This window comes from bacterium (assembly GCA_026129405.1).
Lineage (GTDB): Bacteria > Desulfobacterota > Binatia > DP-6 > DP-6 > JAHCID01.
In genome coordinates, this window is sequence record JAHCID010000010.1 from 131,574 (window position 1) to 148,599 (window position 17,026).

Genomic DNA, 17,026 nt, shown 5'->3' on the forward strand with positions numbered 1-17,026 from the left:
TGTGCGCGTGTCAACACCGCGCGTTGGCGGCGGGATCATCCTTGCCAAACCCGCATCGGCCCGCTAAGGGCACGACCGGTGTCGCTGGCCCTTTCCACGCCGTCGTCCGACGATGCACTCGCGCGCGCGGGCGCGTTTCGCGCGCTTGCGGAGGCCGCGCTCGCCGATCGTCCGCTCGCGTCGGCCGACGGTCGACGCGTGCTGGCGACCGCCGACGACGACCTCGCACCGCTGCTCTGGGCCGCGTACGCCGTGCGCAGCCGCCACTTCGGCCGCCGCGTCAAGCTGTGCGTGCTCAACAACGCGCGCAGCGGCCTCTGCCCCGAGGACTGCGGCTACTGCTCGCAGTCGGCGGTGTCGACGGCCGACATCCCGCGCTACCGCCTGCGCACCGTGCCCGAGCTGCTCGCGGCGGCGCACCAGGCGGCGGCGACCGGCGCCCGGCGCTATTGTATGGTCACCGCGGCGCGCGGCCCGAGCGGGGCGGACGTTCGCCACCTCACCCAGGCCGCACGCGCGATCCGCGCCGAGCTGCCGCAGCTCGAGCTCTGCGTCTCGCTCGGCATCATGGGCGACGGCGAAGCGCAGGCGCTGCGGGCGGCGGGCGTCGACTTCGTGAACCACAATCTCAACACGAGCCGTCGCTTCTATCCGGAGATCTGCGAGACCCACACCTGGGACGACCGCGTGGCGACGGTGCGCAGCGCGCGTCGCGCGGGCCTCTCGGCCTGCTCCGGCGTGATCGTCGGCCTCGGGGAGACCGACGACGACCTCGTCGACGTGGCGGGCGCGCTGGCGGAGCTCGGCGTCGAGTCGCTGCCGGTGAACTTCCTGATCCCGATCGACGGCACGCCGCTCGGCGATCGCGAGCCGCCGCCCGTCTCGCGTTGCCTCCGAGCCCTCGCGCTCTTTCGCCTGAGCAATCCGCGCGCGGAGATCCGCGCCGCCGGTGGGCGCGAGCGCTGCCTCGGCGGTGCGCAGGGCCTGGCGCTCTATGCCGCCAACTCGATCTTCGTCGACGGCTATCTCACGACGCCCGGCCAGGCGCATCGGGACGCGGCCGCGATGGTGGAGGGACTCGGCTTCGAGGTCGAGGCGACTCCCGCCGCCGCGATGGACGGCGCGGCCTGAGGGGCAGCGCACCGTGAAAGGGGACGAACGCATGGAAGAGCAGCTCGACGATCTCTGGAAGATCCTCGCGGCCCCGGCCGACGATGACGACGACGACGATGACGACGACTTCGACGACGACGAGGAGGACGAAGACCTCGAGCTCGAAGACGACGACGAGGACTGGGACGAGGACGACGAAGACGACGACGAGGACGACGACGAGGACTACGACGACGAGTGACCCGCGGGGCGCCGTCAGGCGCCTGCGAGCGTCATCGCGGCGATCTTGAGCGTCGGCGCGCAGGTGCTGGCGCGCACCACGAGATCGCTCCCGACCATCTCCACCTGCCCGAGCATGCCGAGCAGGTTCCCGGCGATGGTGACCTCCTCGACCGCGTGCGTGAGCTCGCCGTTCTCGATCCAGAGGCCGGCGGCGCCGCGCGAGTAGTCGCCCGTCACCAGGTTCACGCCGAACCCGATCAGCTCGGTGACGTAGAGCCCGGCGCGTACGGAGGCGACGATGGCCTCGGGCGCGTGCGGTCCGGGCTGGAGATGGAAGTTCGTCGGCCCGACCCCGGGCGCATCACCGGCGGCGCGCACGGCGTGGCCGGTCGGCGCCATGCCGAGCCGGCGCGCGGAGTAGGCGTCGAGGAGGTAGCTGCGCAGCACGCCGTCCTCGACGATCGTGCGCCGCGTGCAAGCGACGCCCTCGCCGTCGAAGGGACGCGACGCGTGGCCGCCCGGGATGAGCGGGTCGTCGACGATCGTGATCCCCGCCGCAGCCACGCGCTCCCCGAGCTTGTCCGCGAGGAACGACGTGCGCCGGTAGAGCGACGGTCCGGAGATCGCGCCGGCGAGGTGGCGCAGCAGCGACGCCGCGGCGTCGGGGGCGAAGACGATCGGACAGGTCTGCGTCGGGACGCGGCGTCCGCCGAGCCGGCGGAGGGTGCGGCGCGCAGCTTCGCGCCCGACGGCCTCCGGCGCCTCGAGCGCGGCGAGACGCCGTCCGGCCGTGTACCACGAGTCACGCTGCATGGCGCCGTCGCGGCTCGCGACCGGCGTGGCGTGCAGGCCGAAGCTCGAGCCGACGTACGATCCGACGAAGCCGGTGCTCGACGCGTAGGCCACGTGGCCGCTGCCGGCGCCGAACTCGGCGCCCTCGGAGTTCGTGATCTCGGGGCTGGCGCCGCGGGCGGCGTCCTCGGCGGCGCGGCAGCGTGCGAGCGCGTCGTCGGGATCGAGCGTCTCGACGGCGGGATCGTAGAGCTGGAGATCGGGGATCGCCGTCGCGAGGTACTGCGGATCGACCAGGCCGCCGTCGGGGTCGGGCGCCGTGGCGCGCGCCAGCGCGCAGGCGTCGACGGCCAGCGCGCGCAGCGCGTCCGGCGAGAGGTCAGAGGTCGAGACGATCGCCGTCGCCGTGCCGACGAAGACGCGCAGCCCGACGCGACGCTCGCGCGCGCGCTCGAGCTTCTCGACCTCGCCGAGGCGCACGCCCACCTGGAGGCCGTCGCTGTCGCCGACGAGCGCGTCGGCCGCGTCGGCGCCGGCAACGCGGGCGGCGGCGACGAGGTCGCTCGCGACCTGTCGCAGATCGACGCCGCTCACGCCTGCGTCCCGCCGACGGTGATGTCGTCGAGGCGCACGGTCGGCAGGCCGACGCCCACCGGGACCGACTGGCCGTCCTTGCCGCAGGTGCCGATGCCCTCGTCGAGGGCCAAATCGGCGCCGACGCGGGTGATGCGCGTGAGCACGTCCGGCCCGTTGCCGACCAGCGTCGCGCCCTTCACGGGTGCGCCGATGCGGCCGCCTTCGATCAGGTAGGCCTCGCTCGCCGAGAAGACGAACTTGCCGCTCGTGATGTCGACGCTGCCGCCGCCGAACGCCACCGCGTAGAGCCCGCGATCGACCGAGCGGAGGATGTCTTCCGGCGCGTCGTCGCCGGCGAGCATGAAGGTGTTCGTCATGCGGGGCAGGGGGGCGTGCGCGAAGCTCTCGCGGCGGCCGTTGCCGGTGAGCGCCATGCCCATGAGGCCGGCGTTCATGCGGTCCTGGAGGTAGCCGCGCAGGACGCCGTTCTCGATCAGCACGGTGCGGCTCGTTGGGGTGCCCTCGTCGTCGACGTTGAGCGAGCCGCGGCGGCCCGCGATGGTGCCGTCGTCGACCACGGTGCAGAGCTCGGACGCGACGCGGGTGCCGATGCGTCCGGCGAAGGCCGACGTGCCCTTGCGGTTGAAGTCGCCCTCGAGGCCGTGGCCGACCGCCTCGTGCAGCAGGATGCCCGGCCAGCCCGGCCCCAGCACGACGGTCATGGTGCCGGCCGGCGCGGGGACGGCGTCGAGGTTGCGGACCGCCTGCCGGGCGGCGTCGCGCGCGAAGACCTCGGCGCGCGTGTCGAGGTCGCGGAAGGCGTGGCGCCCGCCGCCGCCGGCCGTGCCCTGCTCGCGCCGCCCGCCGCGCTCGGCGATGCAGCTGACGCTCAGGTGCACGAGCGGCCGGACGTCGCCGACCAGACGCCCGTCGGGGGTCGCGATCAGCACCACACGGTGCTCGAGCCCGACGCCGGCCATGACGTTGGTGATGGCCGGATCCACCGCCCGCGCGACGCGATCGATGCGCTCGAGCAGCGCGACCATGTCGGGCACCGGCGTGTCGATCGGCGCCGGCGTCACCGGATAGAGGTCGTGCGGCACCCGGGCAGGCACGGCGACGGCGGTCGTGGCGGCGTCGCCGGCATGGGCCGCGATGGCGCCCGCGGTGCGGGCCGCGATCTCGAGCCGCTCGAGCGTGACCTCGTCGGAGTACGCGTAGCCGGTGCGCGCGCCGGCGAGGACACGCACGCCCACGCCCTGACGGGCCGTGCGCGTCGCCTTCTTCACGCGCTGCTCGTCGAGCGACGCCGTCTGCACGGCGCGATGCTCGAAGAAGAGGTCGGCGTGATCGGCGCGCCGGTCGAGGGCCGTGCCGAGGACGCGATCCAGGGCCGAGGTGCCGAGGCCCAGGCGTTGGAGCAGGTCCTGACCGGGCACGGCGGGCGACGACATGCGCTCGACGCTAGCAGACGCTCGCCGCCGGTGCCACGTCGCGCGACGGGGATGCACGTGCGCGAGCGGGATGGACACCGGACCGGGGCAAGGGCAATACTCGGCCCCTCCGCCCATGGCACGCTCCGCCAACCGCGGGATGCTCCAGCAGCTGCTCTCGGTCCTCGATCGCCCGGGACCGCTGCTCATCCTTCCTCACGACAACCCCGACCCCGACGCCATGGCGAGCGCGGTCGCGGTCAAGTTCCTCGTGCATCGGCTCCTCCAGCGCGAGGCGCAGATCGTCCTGGGCGGCATCGTCGGTCGCGCCGAGAATCGCGCGATGCGTACCTACCTGAACATCAATCTTGTTCCTGTCTCAGACGTCGGGCTGGACGCTCCCGGCACCCAGATCGTCCTCGTCGACACCCAGCCCGGGCGTCCCAACAACTCGCTGCCCGACTCGGTGATGCCGACCGCGGTGATCGACCACCATCCGGCCTACGCCGAGTATCCGAACGTGGCCTTCAAGGACCTGCGCGAGGACTACGGCGCCACCTCGACCATCCTGACGGAGTACCTCCAGGAATCCCGCCTCGACATCGAGCCGAAGATCGCGACCGCGCTCTTCTACGGCATCACCGCGGAGACGCAGGACCTCGGGCGCGAGGCGACCCCCGCGGACATCGAGGCCGCGCACTTCCTCTATCCGTACACGAACAAGCGCCGGCTCGCGAAGATCGAGAACGCGCGCGTGCCGCGCGAGTACTTCCGCGTCTTCCGCGACGCCATCGACCGGGCGGTGCTCTACGACAAGATCGTCGTGTCGATGCTCGGCGAGGTGCAGTACCCGGACATGGTCGCCGAGGTGGCCGACTTCCTGCTGCGCCTCGATCGGGTCGAGTGGGCGGCGGCGATCGGCATGTTCGAGGGCGCGCTGCACTGCTCGATCCGCACCACCGAGCGCGACGTGAACGCCGGCGAGCTGCTCCAACGGGTGCTCGGCAGCAAGTCGGCCGGCGGGCACGATCAGATCGCGGGCGGGCGCATCCCGATCGGCACCGAGGGCGAGGCGCGGCAGCGCGCCGCCGCCGTCGTGCGGGACCGGCTGCTCGCCGAGCTGGGCGTCTCCTCCGAAGGCCGACCGCTCATCTGAGCGCGGCGAGCGCCGCGTCCACCTCGTCGCGCACCGCGCCGTCGCCATCGCGTCGCGCGCGCTCGAGCGCGCGCCGCGCGGGCGCTCCCCCGAGCCGTCCGAGCCCCCACGCCGCGTGCCCGCGCACGAGCGCCTCGGGATCGGACGCCAGGGCGCCGGCGAGCGCCGGCACCGCCGCCGGGTTGCCGGTGTTGCCGAGCGCGACGCAGACGTTGCGCAAGAGGCCGCGCCGGCCCGGGCGCGCGAGCACCGTCCCCGCGAAGCGGCTGCGGAAGGCGTCCGCGTCGAGCGTCAGCAGGGCCGGCAGAAACGGCGCCAGCAGCTCGGCACTGGCCTCGTCGCGGCGTTCGCGGTTCCAGGGACACGCCTCCTGGCAGAGATCGCAGCCGAAGATCCAGCCGTCCATCGCGGGCCGCAGCGGGGGCGGGATCGCGCCGCGGTGCTCGATGGTGAGGTAGGAGATGCACCGACGCGGATCCATCCGATAGGCCCGGAGCGCGTCGGTGGGGCAGGACGCGAGGCAGCGCGTGCAGCCGCCGCAGTGATCGCCGGCCGGCGCACCGGTCTCCAGCTCGAGATCCGTGAGCAGCTCGCCGAGCAGGAACCACGACCCGGCGCCACGCTCGAGGACGAGCGTGTGCTTGCCGATCCAGCCGACGCCGCCCCGCGCCGCCCACTCGCGCTCGAGCAGCGGCGCGGTGTCGACCTCGGCGCGGAAGGTGGCACCCGGGAACGTGGCGGCGAGCCGGCCGGCGAGCGTGCGCAGCAGCGTGCGCACGCGCCCGTGGTAATCGCTGCCGAGCGCATAGGCGGCGACGCGCCCGCGCAGCTCCTCGCGCCAGCGCACCGGCGGCGGCGCCGGCGGCCGGTAGGGATAGGCGACGGTGACGAGGCTGCGCGCCCACGGGTGCTGCACGCGGGGATCGAGGCGGGCTGGCACGGCTGTGCCGAGCCACGCCATGTCGCCGGCGCGGCCCTCCGCCAGCCAGGCGGCGAGGACGTCGTCGCGGCCCAGCGCGGCGAGCGGCGTACAGCCCGCGCGCGCGAAGCCGAGCGCCAGGGCCGCGCCCGTGATCGTCGCCTCGCGGGTCGGCACTCCGCACCCATGCCGCGGCGCAAAGCCTCTGCCAAGTCGGCGTCTTCCGCGCTCAAGTCGGGGTCGGCTTCGCCCGATACATCCTGCCGAGACCTGAAACCGGCTGGGGAGGGACCCCCGGCATCGGCACTCAAGGAGGACTGTCAGCATGGCACTCTACGTCAATACCAACCTCTTCTCCATCAACGCGCAGCGGAACCTGGAGGAGACGGCGGGGGGCCTCAAGACCTCGCTGCAACGCCTGTCGTCGGGCCTGCGCATCAACGACGCCGTCGACGACGCCGCCGGCCTGGCGATCGCCGACAAGCTGCAGCGCGACGTGCGCGTCGCCTCGCAGGCGATCCGCAACGCGAACGACGGCATCTCGGCCCTGGCCATCGGTGAGAAGGCGCTGGGCAAGGTGACGGATACCCTGGTCCGCCTCTCCGAGCTCGCCTCGCAGGCCGCCACGGGCACCATCACCAACACGCAGCGCAGCGCGATCCAGCAGGAGTTCGGTCAGCTCCTCTCGGAGATCTCGCGCATCAGCAACACGACCACGTTCAACGGCGTCAACCTGCTGAGCGCCGGCACCACGGTGTCCGTGCAGGTCGGCCTCGACGGGTCGAGCGACTCGCGCATCGACTTCACCACCATCGACGGCTCGCTCTCCGGCATCTTCTCGGGCCAGACGGCGATCGCCGCCGACACCGCGTCGAACGCGCAGTCGGCCCTCGGCATCCTCACCTCCGCGATCGCGACGGTCACCGAGAAGCGCGGCACCCTGGGCGCGTACCAGAGCCGTCTCCTCACCGCGATCGCCAACCTCCGCGTGGCGCGCGAGAACTTCAGCGCCGCCGAGAGCCGCATCCGCGACGCCGACGTCGCCTCCGAGACCGCGAACCTGACGCGGGCACAGATCCTGCAGCAGGCCGGTGTGGCCATCCTCGCGCAGGCGAACCAGCAGCCGACGCTGGCGCTCAACCTGCTGGGGTAGGCCGGCAGAACACGACACGTAGGCAACGACTGCCGTCGGTCCTCCCGGGGCCGGGATCCCAGGCGGGTTCCCGGCCCCGGTTCCGACGGGGCAGGGGAGCAGCGACGACGCGATGGCAGGGGTGATCTCGATCGGCGGATTGGCGACCGGGCTCGACACGAACTCGATCATCGATCAGCTCGTGAAGCTCGAGCGGCGTCCGATCGACGTCCTCGTCACCCAGGTCGCGGACGCCGAGAAGACCAAGGGCGCGCTCTCCACGCTGAGCGGCAAGCTGCTCAACCTGAAGCGCGCCATCGACAGGATGAAGGTCGCCGGCGACGTCCTCGTCCGCAAGGCGAGCTCGAGCGACCAGACCGTGCTCACCGCCGCCGCGGGCAGCGGCGCGCAGCGCGGCACCGCGACGCTCACCGTCACGCAGCTCGCGCGCGGCTCGGTCGCGGGGGCGACCGTCGGCAGGGAGTCCGTCGACGCCACCGTCGCCGGGGGCGCCGGCACGTTCCGCTTCCAGGTCGGCTCGGGCGACGTGCAGACCGTCGTGATCGACGAGACGACCACCCTCCAGGGCCTCGCCAACGCGATCAACGAGAAGAACGCCGGCGTCACCGCGACCGCCATCAACGCCGGCACGGCCGCCGCCCCCGACTGGCGCCTCCAGCTCGCGAGCAAGACGACGGGCGCGTCCACCACGATCACGGTCGTGCAGGACGACACCCAGCTCGCGATCCAGACGGCGCAGACCGGCCGCAACGCGCAGTTCACGGTCAGCGGCTTCGCGACCGGCTTCGAGCGTGAGACCAACACCTTCGCCGACGTCCTCCCCGGCGTCACCATCAGCCTGAAGGCCGAGGGCACCTCGACGCTGACGGTCGACGACGACACCGACGCGATCGTCGATCGGGTGAAAGCGATCGTCGCCGCGTACAACGACGTCCGCACCTTCGTCGACGCGAACGCCGACGTCACGAAGACGAGCGACGACGAGCTCCGGACGGGCCCGCTCGCCGCCAACGTCGGCGTGCGCCAGCTGCTCGCGCGCGTGCAGGAGGTGTTCACGGGCGCCGTCGGCGGCGCGACGCCGCCGTACGTGAACCTCGCGAGCCTCGGGCTCGCCACGCAGCGCGACGGCACGATCCTGCTCGACGAATCGAAGCTGCGCGCCGCGATCGGCGCCGATCCCGACGCCGTGGCGCGGCTCTTCGCGGGCGGCGGCGACGACGGCGGGGTGGCGAACGCGCTCTCGACGCTGCTCGACGACCTCACCAAGTCGAGCGGCTCGCTGTCGCTCCAGACCGACGCCATCGACAGGCAGGTCCGCTCCCTCGAGGACGCCATCGCCGCCGGCGAGCGCAACCTCGGGGTCTTCGAGAAGAGCCTGCGCGAGCAGTTCGCGGTCATGGAGCAGCTGGTCTCGAGCCTCCAGACGCAGAGCAACTTCCTCCTGGCCGCACTGGGCAAGTAGGAGCCGTCATCCATGTACGCCGCGAACACCCTCTCCCGTCGCTACACCCAGGCGCAGGTGGCCTCCGTCGACCGGCACCGCCTCCTGCTGCTCGTCTTCGAGGGCGGGCTCACGTTCCTCGGGCGGGCGCGCTCGGCGCTCGACGCGGGCGACATGCAGCGCTTCGGCGAGGCGATCTCGAAGAGCCAGGCGGTGATCGCCGAGCTGCTCGGCACGCTCGATCACCAGCAGGGCGGGAGCATCGCCAAGGAGCTGGCGCGGCTCTACGAGTTCATGCAGCACCACCTCACCGAGGCGAACGCGCTGCGCAGCGTGCAGCACGTCGACGAGGTCGAGCGCGTGCTCGGCATCATCGCCGGCGCCTATCGCGAGATCCTCGAGCGCCCGGCCGTCGCCGCGGGCTCGCCCGCCGCATGACGACGCCCGGCGCACTGCACGAGGCCAGCACGCGGGAGCTGGCCCTCTGGCGCGAGCTGGTGGCCGCCTACGGCGACCTCCAGGCGCTCCTCGCCGATCCCGAGACGCTCGCCGATCCGGTCCACGTCGGTCTCGGTCGCGAGCGCGCCGAGCGCTGCACGGCCGAGCTCCAGGCCCTGCGCGCCGTCCTCGGCCCGTGGCGGGTCGACGGGACGCCGGTCCCGGCCGACGTGCGCGCGCTCTGGCGTGCGTCCGCGGAGCTGGCGACCGAGGCCGCGGCGCTGAACGCCCGCCTGGTCGAGCAGGCGCGCGCCCGGCAGGACGCGATGGCGGCGCGGCTGCGCACGCTCGACGCCGGCCGGCGCGGCTTCGGCTACCGGCCCGCCGTCGCCCGCACCGCGACCGTCGCCGCGCGCGCCTGACGGTTCGCCGACACTGTCAGGCCGCTGACAGCGTCGGGCGGCGTCGCGCCCGCGGCCCGGCGCCGGCGCGCGCCGTCGCGGCTCGATTTTCCAGGCCCGACGGGCACGCGCGGGTTGGCAGCCGACTTGCAGTCGCAGGTCGCCAACGCCATGGGCAGGGACTTTCTCGCCGACCGCACGGTACTCGTCACGGGTGGCACCGGCTCCTTCGGGCGCCGCTTCGCCCACCACGTGCTCGCGTTCTCGAAGCCGCGGAAGCTCATCGTCCTGTCGCGGGACGAGCTGAAGCAGTTCGAGATGCGGGAGGAGTTCCACGACCATCCCGCGCTGCGCTTCTTCCTGGGCGACGTGCGCGACCGCGACCGCCTGCTGCGCGCCTTCCAGGGGGTGGACGTCGTGGTCCACGCCGCGGCGCTGAAGCAGGTGCCGGCGGCCGAGTACAACCCTTCGGAATGCGTCCGCACCAACATCATGGGGGCGCAGAACGTGATCGACGCCGCCATCGAGCGCGGCGTGCGCCGGGTGGTGGCGCTCAGCTCCGACAAGGCGTCGAACCCGGTGAACCTCTACGGCGCGACCAAGCTGGTGTCGGACAAGCTCTTCGTCGCGGGCAACACCTACGCCAGCCACGGCGACACCGAGCTGGCCGTGGTCCGCTACGGCAACGTGATGGGGAGCCGGGGCAGCGTGGTGCCGTTCTTCCGCAAGCTGCGGGCGACCGGCCGCATCCCGATCACCGACCGCCGCATGACGCGCTTCTGGCTGACGCTCGACCAGGCCGTCGAGTTCGTCCTGAAGGCGCTGGTTCGCATGCGCGGCGGCGAGATCTTCGTGCCCAAGCTCCCGAGCCTGCGCATCACCGATCTCGCCGAGGCGGTGGCGCCCGGCTGCCGCCTCGACGAGGTGGGCATCCGCCCGGGCGAGAAGCTGCACGAGCTCATGATCTCCGCCGAGGACGCGCGCAAGTCGGTCGAGTACGACGACCACTACGTGGTGCAGCCGTCGTTCCCGTGGTGGTCCGACGAGATGGCGTGGGAGAACGGCGGCCGGCCGGTGGCCGACGGCTTCGTCTACGCCAGCAACACGAACGATCGCTGGCTGTCGGTCGACGAGCTGCGCACGCTGCTCGCCGCCGAGGAGCCGGCCCGTAGCGACGACCGCCTTCCGCAGCGATCCCTGGCCGACGGGGACGACGCGCATGCCGCTTCCCTATAGCCGGCAGACGATCGGCGCGGACGAGATCGCCGCGGTCGCGCACGCGGCGGGCGATCCGTTCCTCACCGGCGGGCCGGGCGTCGCGCGCTTCGAGCGGGCGCTGGCCGAGGCGGTGGGGGCGCGCCACGCGATCGCGGTCTCGAGCGGGACGGCGGCGCTGCACGTCGCCTACCTCGCGGCCGGGCTGCGGCCGGGCGACCGCGTGGTCACCTCGCCGATCACCTTCGTCGCGACTGCGAACGCCGCCGTCCACTGCGGCGCCGAGGTCGCGTTCGGCGACGTCGACGCGCGCGGCAACCTCGACGCCGCGGGCGTCGGGCAGGCGGTGGCCCGCGCCGGGGCGCCCGCGCTCGTCGTGCCGGTGCACTATGCGGGGCATCCCGCCGACGTCGCCGCGCTCGCGGCGACCGTGCCGGGCGCCGTGGTGGTCGAGGACGCCTGTCACGCGCTCGGCGCGGTCGCCGCCGACGGCCGCCCGGTGGGCGCCTGCACGCACGCCGCGCTGGCGGTGTTCAGCTTCCACCCGGTGAAGATCATCACCACGGGCGAGGGCGGAGCCATCACGACGAACGACGACCTGCTCGCCCGCCGCTGCCGCCGGCTGCGCGATCACGGGCTCGTGCGCGAGGCTGCCGAGCGCGGCGTCGTCGACGAGCCGTGGGGCTACGAGATGCACGAGCCCGGCTTCAACTACCGCCTCACCGACCTCCAGGCCGCGCTCGGCACCGTCCAGCTCGGACGCCTGCGCGCGTTCGTCGCCGCGCGCCGTACGCTGGCGGCTCGCTATGCGGCGGCGCTGCGCGCGCTGCCCGGTGTGGCGCTGGTCGCGCCGGCGCCCGGCACGGAGTCGTCGTGGCACCTCCTGCCGGTGCGCCTCCCCGCGAGCGCGCGGCGGCACGTCTACGCGGCGCTGCGCGCGCGCGCGATCGGCGTCCAGGTGCACTACGTCCCCGTGCACCGCCAGCCGTTCTACCGGCAGCGGGGCGCCGAGCCGGCGCACTGCCCGGCGGCGGAGGCGTTCTACGCCGAGGAGCTGTCGCTGCCGTGCTTCCCGGGGATGACCGACGAGGACGTGACGCGCGTCGTGGACGCGCTCGGCGAGGCGCTGGCCGCGGCGCCGTCGCCCGAGAAGCAGCGGCCGCACGAAGGGACCCCGCGTGATGCGCATCCAGCTTGGTGACCGCGAGCTCGGCGACGGCGCGCCCGCGCTCGTCATCGCGGAGATCGGCTCGAACCACGACGGCAGCCTCGAGCGCGCGCTGGCGCTCGTCGATGCCGCCGCGGACGCGGGCGCCGACGCCGTCAAGTTCCAGTCGTTCCGTGCCGCCGGGCTGCTCGCCCGCCGCTGGCCGCTGCCGGGCGGCGGCTGGCAGACCGCCGAAGCCTATCCCGTGCTGGAGCGTCTCGAGCTGCCGACCGAGTGGCACCCCCGCCTGCGCGACCGTGCCCGCGACCGCGGCGTGCTCTTCCTCTCGACGCCGTTCGACGAGCAGCGGGCGGGGCTCCTCGCCGCGCTCGGCGTCCCGGCGTTCAAGGTGGCGTCGGGCGACCTGACGCACCTGCCGCTGCTGCGCGCGCTCGGCACCTACGGGCGCCCGGTGCTGCTCTCGACCGGGCTCGCCGACGCCGACGAGATCGGCACCGCCGTGGCGGCGATCGCGACGGGCGCAGGCGCACCCGAGCGCGTGCCGCCCGTCGTCCTGCTCCACTGCGTCGCGCTCTACCCGCTGCGTCCGGCGGACGCGAACCTGCGGGCGATGGCCGCGCTGCGCGCGCGCTTCGGCTGCGCGGTAGGGTGGTCGGACCACTCGCCCGGCCATACGCTCGCGCTCGGCGCCGTCGCGCTCGGCGCCTGCGTCGTCGAGAAGCACTTCACCGACGACCGCACCCGCCGCGGACCCGACCACGGCTTCGCGATGGAGCCGGCGGACTTCCGCGCCATGGTCGACGCCGTCCGCGAGCTCGAGACCGGGCTCGGCGACGGCCGCAAGCAGCCGCGTCCCGACGAGGAGCCGGAGCGCCAGTGGGCGCGCCGCTCGGTCTACGCCGCGCGCTCGCTGCCGGCGGGGACCGTGCTCGAGGCCGCGGACCTGAAGGTCGTGCGTCCGGCGATCGGGCTGCCGCCCGGCGCCTTCGACACCCTCGTCGGCCGCACGCTGCGCCGCACGCTCGCGGTGGACGAGCCGCTGCGCACCGAGGACGTGCGGTGAGCGCACGCCCCGTCGCCGTGATCCAGGCGCGGCTGGGCTCGACCCGGCTGCCCGGGAAGGTGCTGGCCGACGTCGGCGGCGCCCCGATGCTGGTGCGCATGATCGAGCGCGTCCGCGCCGCGACCACGCTGGCCGACGTCTGCCTCGCCGTGCCCGAAGGGCCCGCCGACGAGCCGCTGCGTGCGCTGGCCGCGGCCCTGGACGTTCCCTGCCACGCGGGGCCCGAGGACGACGTGCTCTCGCGCTACGCCGGCGCGGCCGCGCGCTGGGGCGCCGATCCCGTCGTGCGGCTCACGGCCGACTGCCCGCTCGTCGATCCGGCGCTGGTCGACCGCTGCGTCGAGACCTTCCGCGCCACCGACGGCTGCGAGTTCGCGAGCCTCGGCGGCAGCTTTCCCGACGGCCTCGACTGCGAGGTGGTGTCGGCGGCGGCGCTCGGGCGCGCGCATCGCGAGGCCCGCCTGCGCTCCGAGCGCGAGCACGTGACGCCGTTCATCTGGAAGCGCCCGGACGTCTTCCGCTGCGCCATGGTGCGGTTCCCCGAGCGGCTCGGCCATCTGCGCTGGACCGTCGACGAGCCGCGCGACCTGGAGCTGGTGCGTGCGGTCTACGCGCACCTCTACGTCCCGGGCCGCGTCTTCGGCTGGGAGGCGATCGCCGGCCTGCTGGCGCGCGAGCCGGCCCTCGCGGCCCTCAACGCCCGCATCGAGCGCAACGCGGGGTACCAGCGCTCGCTCGCGCACGACGCCGTGGTGTCGCCCGCGATCGCCGGCGCCAAGGAGTCGTCGTGAAGCACCCGACGTCGGACGCCCTCTGGGCGCGCGCGCAGCGCGTGATCCCGGGCGGGACGCAGACCCTCTCGAAGGCGCCGTCGCAGTTCGTGCGCGGCGTCTACCCGAAGTACCTGGTGCGCGGGCAGGGCGCCCGCGTGTGGGACGCCGACGGGCACGAATACCTCGACTACCCGATGGCGCTCGGTGCCGTGCTGCTCGGCCACGCGCATGCGAAGGTCGCCGAGGCGGTCGCCACGGTGGCGCGCGAGGGCTCGCTCTTCACCTTGCTCCACCCGCTCGAGGTCGAAGTCGCCGAGCGCGTCTGCGACCTCGTGCCCTGCGCCGAGCAGGTGCGGTTCCTGAAGAACGGCTCCGACGCCACGGCGGCGGCGATCCGGCTCGCGCGCAGCTACACGGGCCGCGAGCGTGTCGCGCACTGCGGCTATCACGGCTGGCAGGACTGGTACGCCGGGGCGACGGTGCGGCCGTCGGGCGTGCCGGCCGCGGCGGCGGCTCTCCTGTCGCCGTTCGAGTACAACCGCATCGAGACGCTCGAAGCCGCGCTCGCGGAGCATCCCGGCGAGTTCGCCGCGGTGATCCTGGAGCACGGCGGCGACGAGCCGCGGGACGGCTTCCTCGGCAGGGTGCGCGACCTCGCGCACGAGCACGGCGCCGTCTTCGTGTGGGACGAGATCGTCACCGGCTTCCGCTACGCCCGTGGCGGCGCGCAGGAGCTGTTCGGGGTGACGCCGGACCTCGCCTGCCTCGGCAAGGCGCTCGGCAACGGCGTGCCGATCGCGGCCGTCGCCGGCAGCCGCGCGCTCATGGGCGAGTTCGACCGCGTGTTCGTCTCGAGCACGTTCGGCGGCGACGCCCTCGGCCTGGCGGCGGCGAAGGCCGTGCTGGACACCGTCGCGAGCGAGCCCGTGGTGCCGCACCTCTGGGAGCTGGGCACGCGCTGGCTCGCCGGCGCCCGCGCGACGGCTGCGGCCTCGGGGCTCGCGGTCACGATCGGCGGCGCGCCGCCGCGCAGCCACGTCGCCTTCGCGGCCCAGGGCGGCGCGCCGGCCGACGCCGTCCGCAGCCTGTGGCTCCAGGAGTGCGTGCGGCGCGGCATCCTCTTCGGCGTGCCGATCTTCATGAGCTACGGGCACACGGCGGACGACGTCGAGCGCACGCTCGGGGTGTTCGCGGAGGCGCTCGGGGCGGTGGCGGAGGCGGTGCGCGACGGCGCGGTGCTGGCGCGGCTCGACGGCCCGCCGGTCGAGCCGATCGCGCGTCCCGCGGCGCCGGGGGCGCCGGCGATGCCGCTGCGGCGGGTCGCGGGAGGACAGCGGTGACGACGCTCCTCGTGGTGGGCTGCGGCTCGATCGGCGGCCGGCACGCGCGCAACCTGGTCGCGCTCGGTGCCGGGCCGGTCGCGTGCTGCGATCTCGACGCCGCGCGCGCGGCGCGGCTGGCGGCCGAATGCGGGGGCGGGGCGAGCGGCGCCGACCTCGGTGCGATGCTGGCGCGCGTGCGGCCCGACGCGGTGCTCGTCTGCACGCCGCCGTCGACGCACCTCGCGCTGGCGCACCAGGCGCTCGCCGCCGGCGCGCACGTCTTCTGCGAGAAGCCCCTGGCCGACGCGATGGACGGCGTCGACGCGCTGGTCGAGGCGGCCGAGGGCTCGGGCCGCGTCTTCATGATGGGTATGTGCTATCGCTTCCATCCCGGGCTCCGGCGCATGGCCGCGCTGCTGCGCGCGGGCGTCGTCGGCCGCATCCAGGGCGCGCAGATGTGGGCCGGGCATTGGCTGCCCGACTGGCATCCGTGGGCCGACTACCGCCGCGAGTACAGCGCGCAGCGCCGGCTCGGCGGCGGCGTGCTGCTCGACAGCATCCATTCGTTCGACACCCTGCGCTGGGTGCTCGGCGAGCCGGTGGCGGTGACCGGCATGCTGGCCCAGGTGTCCGACCTCGAGATCGACGTCGAGGACGTCGCGGCGGCGCTCGTGCGCCTGGCCTCCGGCGTCATCGTCGAGGTGCACGTCGACTACCTCCAGCGCCATCCCGAGAGCCGCTTCGAGGTGATCGGCAGCGAGGGCAACCTCGTGTGGACGAAGAGCACGCTGCGCTGGCGCTGCGTCGCCGACGATGGCTGGGAGGAGGAGGTCGTCGCGGTCGACCCGAACGCGATGTACCTCGACGAGCTGCGCGCCTTCCTGCGCGCGGTGCGCACCGGCGAGGCCGTGGCGCTCGGCGTTCGCGAAGGACGCCGCACGCTGGCGCTGGCACTGGCGGTGCGGGCGTCGGCCGAGAGCGGCCGCACGATGCGGATCGACGGCCCCGTGCAGGCGCCGCTCGCGCGCGTGTCGGCGGTGGAGGTGCGGCCGTGAGGATCGTCCTGTGGGTCGACGCCGGGCCCGAGGCGGGCTTCGGCCACCTCGCGCGCGCCCTGGCGCTCGCCGACGCGCTCGGCGCCGCCGGCGCGCAGTGCCGCTTCGTGGTGCCGCCCGACGTGACCGCGCGCGCGTGGCTGCGGGCGGCGGGGCACCACGATCCGATCCTGCTCGGCGATCCGAGCCGTCCGTGGCCCGAGGTGCTGGTCGCGGCGGAGAACGCCGACGTGGTCGTGGTCGATCGGCGGCGGCCGCTCGGCGCCGACGAGGTGCGGGCCCTCGGCACCACCGCACGCGTGGTGCTGATCGACGACGACGGCCCCGGCGCCGCGCTCGCCGACCTCGTGGTCACGCCGTGCGGCGCGGGTGAGCCGCCGCGCCGACTCGCCGGTCCGCAGTACGTGCCGCTGCGCGCGCCCGCGCTGCGGCCGCCGCGGGCGGCGGCGACGACGCCGGTGGTCCTCGTCAGCATGGGCGGCAGCGATCCGGGCGGCCTCACGGCGCCGGTCGTCGAGGCGCTCGCGGCGGTGCGCCCGCGTGTCGACGTGCGCGTGGTCGCGAACCCGGCCTCCCGCGTGTGGCTGCAGCTGGGACCGCTGTGCACACGCCACGGCTTCGCGGCGCCCTGGGCGGTCGAGCCGGGCGGGCTCGGACGCCATCTCGCCGTCGCCGACCTCGCGGTGCTGGCGTTCGGCGTGACGGTATACGAGGCGCTCGCGAGCGGCGTGCCCGCGGTCGCGCTCTGCCGCAGCGCCGGCGACGTCCGGCACGCGGCGCTGCTCG

17 protein-coding genes are annotated in these 17,026 nt (G+C 74.3%); 14 read left to right on the forward strand and 3 right to left on the reverse strand.

Translation table 11 applies throughout. The features are described 5' to 3' along the window. Positions 1-84 precede the first annotated feature (84 nt). Complete coding sequence (gene bioB / locus KIT14_24370; protein ID MCW5893662.1) at positions 85-1,131, forward strand: biotin synthase BioB; 1,047 nt, start codon at positions 85-87, stop codon at positions 1,129-1,131. Between the two features lie 31 nt (positions 1,132-1,162). Continuing rightward, positions 1,163-1,354, forward strand: coding sequence for a hypothetical protein (locus KIT14_24375; GenBank protein MCW5893663.1), 192 nt, complete (start codon positions 1,163-1,165; stop codon positions 1,352-1,354). 14 nt (positions 1,355-1,368) lie between these two features. Here KIT14_24375 and KIT14_24380 read toward each other — a convergent pair whose 3' ends face one another. Together KIT14_24380 and tldD are read right to left on the reverse strand one after the other, a co-directional pair. After that, the gene (locus KIT14_24380) at positions 1,369-2,721 is read right to left on the reverse strand and encodes a TldD/PmbA family protein (GenBank protein MCW5893664.1); all 1,353 of its coding nucleotides are present in this window, start codon (positions 2,719-2,721) and stop codon (positions 1,369-1,371) included. Next, the gene (gene tldD, locus KIT14_24385) at positions 2,718-4,157 is read right to left on the reverse strand and encodes a metalloprotease TldD (protein MCW5893665.1); all 1,440 of its coding nucleotides are present in this window, start codon (positions 4,155-4,157) and stop codon (positions 2,718-2,720) included. The genes KIT14_24380 and tldD overlap by 4 nt, the downstream gene beginning before the upstream one ends. Positions 4,158-4,272: 115 nt before the next feature. On the opposite strand from tldD, the gene KIT14_24390 reads away from it, so the two are divergent. Then, positions 4,273-5,292, forward strand: a complete 1,020-nt coding sequence (locus KIT14_24390; GenBank protein ID MCW5893666.1) for a bifunctional oligoribonuclease/PAP phosphatase NrnA — start codon at positions 4,273-4,275, stop codon at positions 5,290-5,292. Here KIT14_24390 and queG read toward each other — a convergent pair. Continuing rightward, positions 5,285-6,388 carry a tRNA epoxyqueuosine(34) reductase QueG gene (queG, locus tag KIT14_24395; GenBank protein ID MCW5893667.1) on the reverse strand — a complete coding sequence of 368 codons (1,104 nt, stop codon included), beginning with the start codon at positions 6,386-6,388 and terminating at the stop codon, positions 5,285-5,287. The genes KIT14_24390 and queG overlap by 8 nt on opposite strands. Before the next feature lie 148 nt (positions 6,389-6,536). Here queG and KIT14_24400 point away from each other — a divergent pair, with 148 nt between their 5' ends. The 11 genes from KIT14_24400 to KIT14_24450 form a co-directional block, all read left to right on the forward strand. Continuing rightward, positions 6,537-7,364 (forward strand): flagellin FliC, encoded by an 828-nt coding sequence (locus tag KIT14_24400; GenBank protein ID MCW5893668.1) that lies wholly within the window; start codon positions 6,537-6,539, stop codon positions 7,362-7,364. 112 nt (positions 7,365-7,476) lie between these two features. Beyond that, positions 7,477-8,826: a flagellar filament capping protein FliD gene (gene fliD, locus KIT14_24405; GenBank protein MCW5893669.1), complete on the forward strand. Its 1,350-nt coding sequence runs from the start codon at positions 7,477-7,479 to the stop codon at positions 8,824-8,826. Positions 8,827-8,838: 12 nt separating this feature from the next. Then, positions 8,839-9,243 (forward strand): flagellar export chaperone FliS, encoded by a 405-nt coding sequence (gene fliS, locus KIT14_24410; protein ID MCW5893670.1) that lies wholly within the window; start codon positions 8,839-8,841, stop codon positions 9,241-9,243. After that, positions 9,240-9,665, forward strand: a complete 426-nt coding sequence (locus KIT14_24415; GenBank protein MCW5893671.1) for a hypothetical protein — start codon at positions 9,240-9,242, stop codon at positions 9,663-9,665. The genes fliS and KIT14_24415 overlap by 4 nt, the downstream gene beginning before the upstream one ends. Before the next feature lie 150 nt (positions 9,666-9,815). Then, the gene (gene pseB, locus KIT14_24420) at positions 9,816-10,880 is read left to right on the forward strand and encodes a UDP-N-acetylglucosamine 4,6-dehydratase (inverting) (GenBank protein ID MCW5893672.1); all 1,065 of its coding nucleotides are present in this window, start codon (positions 9,816-9,818) and stop codon (positions 10,878-10,880) included. Next, on the forward strand, positions 10,864-12,060 hold the full coding sequence (pseC, locus tag KIT14_24425) for a UDP-4-amino-4,6-dideoxy-N-acetyl-beta-L-altrosamine transaminase (GenBank protein MCW5893673.1): 1,197 nt from the start codon (positions 10,864-10,866) through the stop codon (positions 12,058-12,060). Before pseB ends, pseC begins: the two co-directional genes overlap by 17 nt. Then, positions 12,041-13,090 (forward strand): N-acetylneuraminate synthase family protein, encoded by a 1,050-nt coding sequence (locus KIT14_24430; GenBank protein ID MCW5893674.1) that lies wholly within the window; start codon positions 12,041-12,043, stop codon positions 13,088-13,090. The genes pseC and KIT14_24430 overlap by 20 nt, the downstream gene beginning before the upstream one ends. After that, on the forward strand, positions 13,087-13,881 hold the full coding sequence (locus tag KIT14_24435) for a glycosyltransferase family protein (GenBank protein MCW5893675.1): 795 nt from the start codon (positions 13,087-13,089) through the stop codon (positions 13,879-13,881). Before KIT14_24430 ends, KIT14_24435 begins: the two co-directional genes overlap by 4 nt. Continuing rightward, positions 13,878-15,203, forward strand: coding sequence for an aminotransferase class III-fold pyridoxal phosphate-dependent enzyme (locus KIT14_24440; protein MCW5893676.1), 1,326 nt, complete (start codon positions 13,878-13,880; stop codon positions 15,201-15,203). The genes KIT14_24435 and KIT14_24440 overlap by 4 nt, the downstream gene beginning before the upstream one ends. Then, on the forward strand, positions 15,200-16,240 hold the full coding sequence (locus KIT14_24445; GenBank protein ID MCW5893677.1) for a Gfo/Idh/MocA family oxidoreductase: 1,041 nt from the start codon (positions 15,200-15,202) through the stop codon (positions 16,238-16,240). Before KIT14_24440 ends, KIT14_24445 begins: the two co-directional genes overlap by 4 nt. Further along, the coding region (locus KIT14_24450) for a hypothetical protein (protein MCW5893678.1) at positions 16,237-17,026 on the forward strand (790 nt) is incomplete at its 3' end. The genes KIT14_24445 and KIT14_24450, both read left to right, overlap by 4 nt.

What these genes read in the sequence shown, in the direction of transcription:
- KIT14_24375 (MCW5893663.1), top strand. Translation starts at nt 1,163, where the DNA reads ATGGAAGAGCAGCTCGACGATCTCTGGAAGATCCTCGCGGCCCCGGCC.
- tldD (MCW5893665.1), bottom strand. Translation starts at nt 4,157, where the DNA reads ATGTCGTCGCCCGCCGTGCCCGGTCAGGACCTGCTCCAACGCCTGGGC.
- KIT14_24390 (MCW5893666.1), top strand. Translation starts at nt 4,273, where the DNA reads ATGGCACGCTCCGCCAACCGCGGGATGCTCCAGCAGCTGCTCTCGGTC.
- KIT14_24400 (MCW5893668.1), top strand. Translation starts at nt 6,537, where the DNA reads ATGGCACTCTACGTCAATACCAACCTCTTCTCCATCAACGCGCAGCGG.
- fliD (MCW5893669.1), top strand. Translation starts at nt 7,477, where the DNA reads ATGGCAGGGGTGATCTCGATCGGCGGATTGGCGACCGGGCTCGACACG.
- fliS (MCW5893670.1), top strand. Translation starts at nt 8,839, where the DNA reads ATGTACGCCGCGAACACCCTCTCCCGTCGCTACACCCAGGCGCAGGTG.
- KIT14_24415 (MCW5893671.1), top strand. Translation starts at nt 9,240, where the DNA reads ATGACGACGCCCGGCGCACTGCACGAGGCCAGCACGCGGGAGCTGGCC.
- pseB (MCW5893672.1), top strand. Translation starts at nt 9,816, where the DNA reads ATGGGCAGGGACTTTCTCGCCGACCGCACGGTACTCGTCACGGGTGGC.
- pseC (MCW5893673.1), top strand. Translation starts at nt 10,864, where the DNA reads ATGCCGCTTCCCTATAGCCGGCAGACGATCGGCGCGGACGAGATCGCC.
- KIT14_24430 (MCW5893674.1), top strand. Translation starts at nt 12,041, where the DNA reads ATGCGCATCCAGCTTGGTGACCGCGAGCTCGGCGACGGCGCGCCCGCG.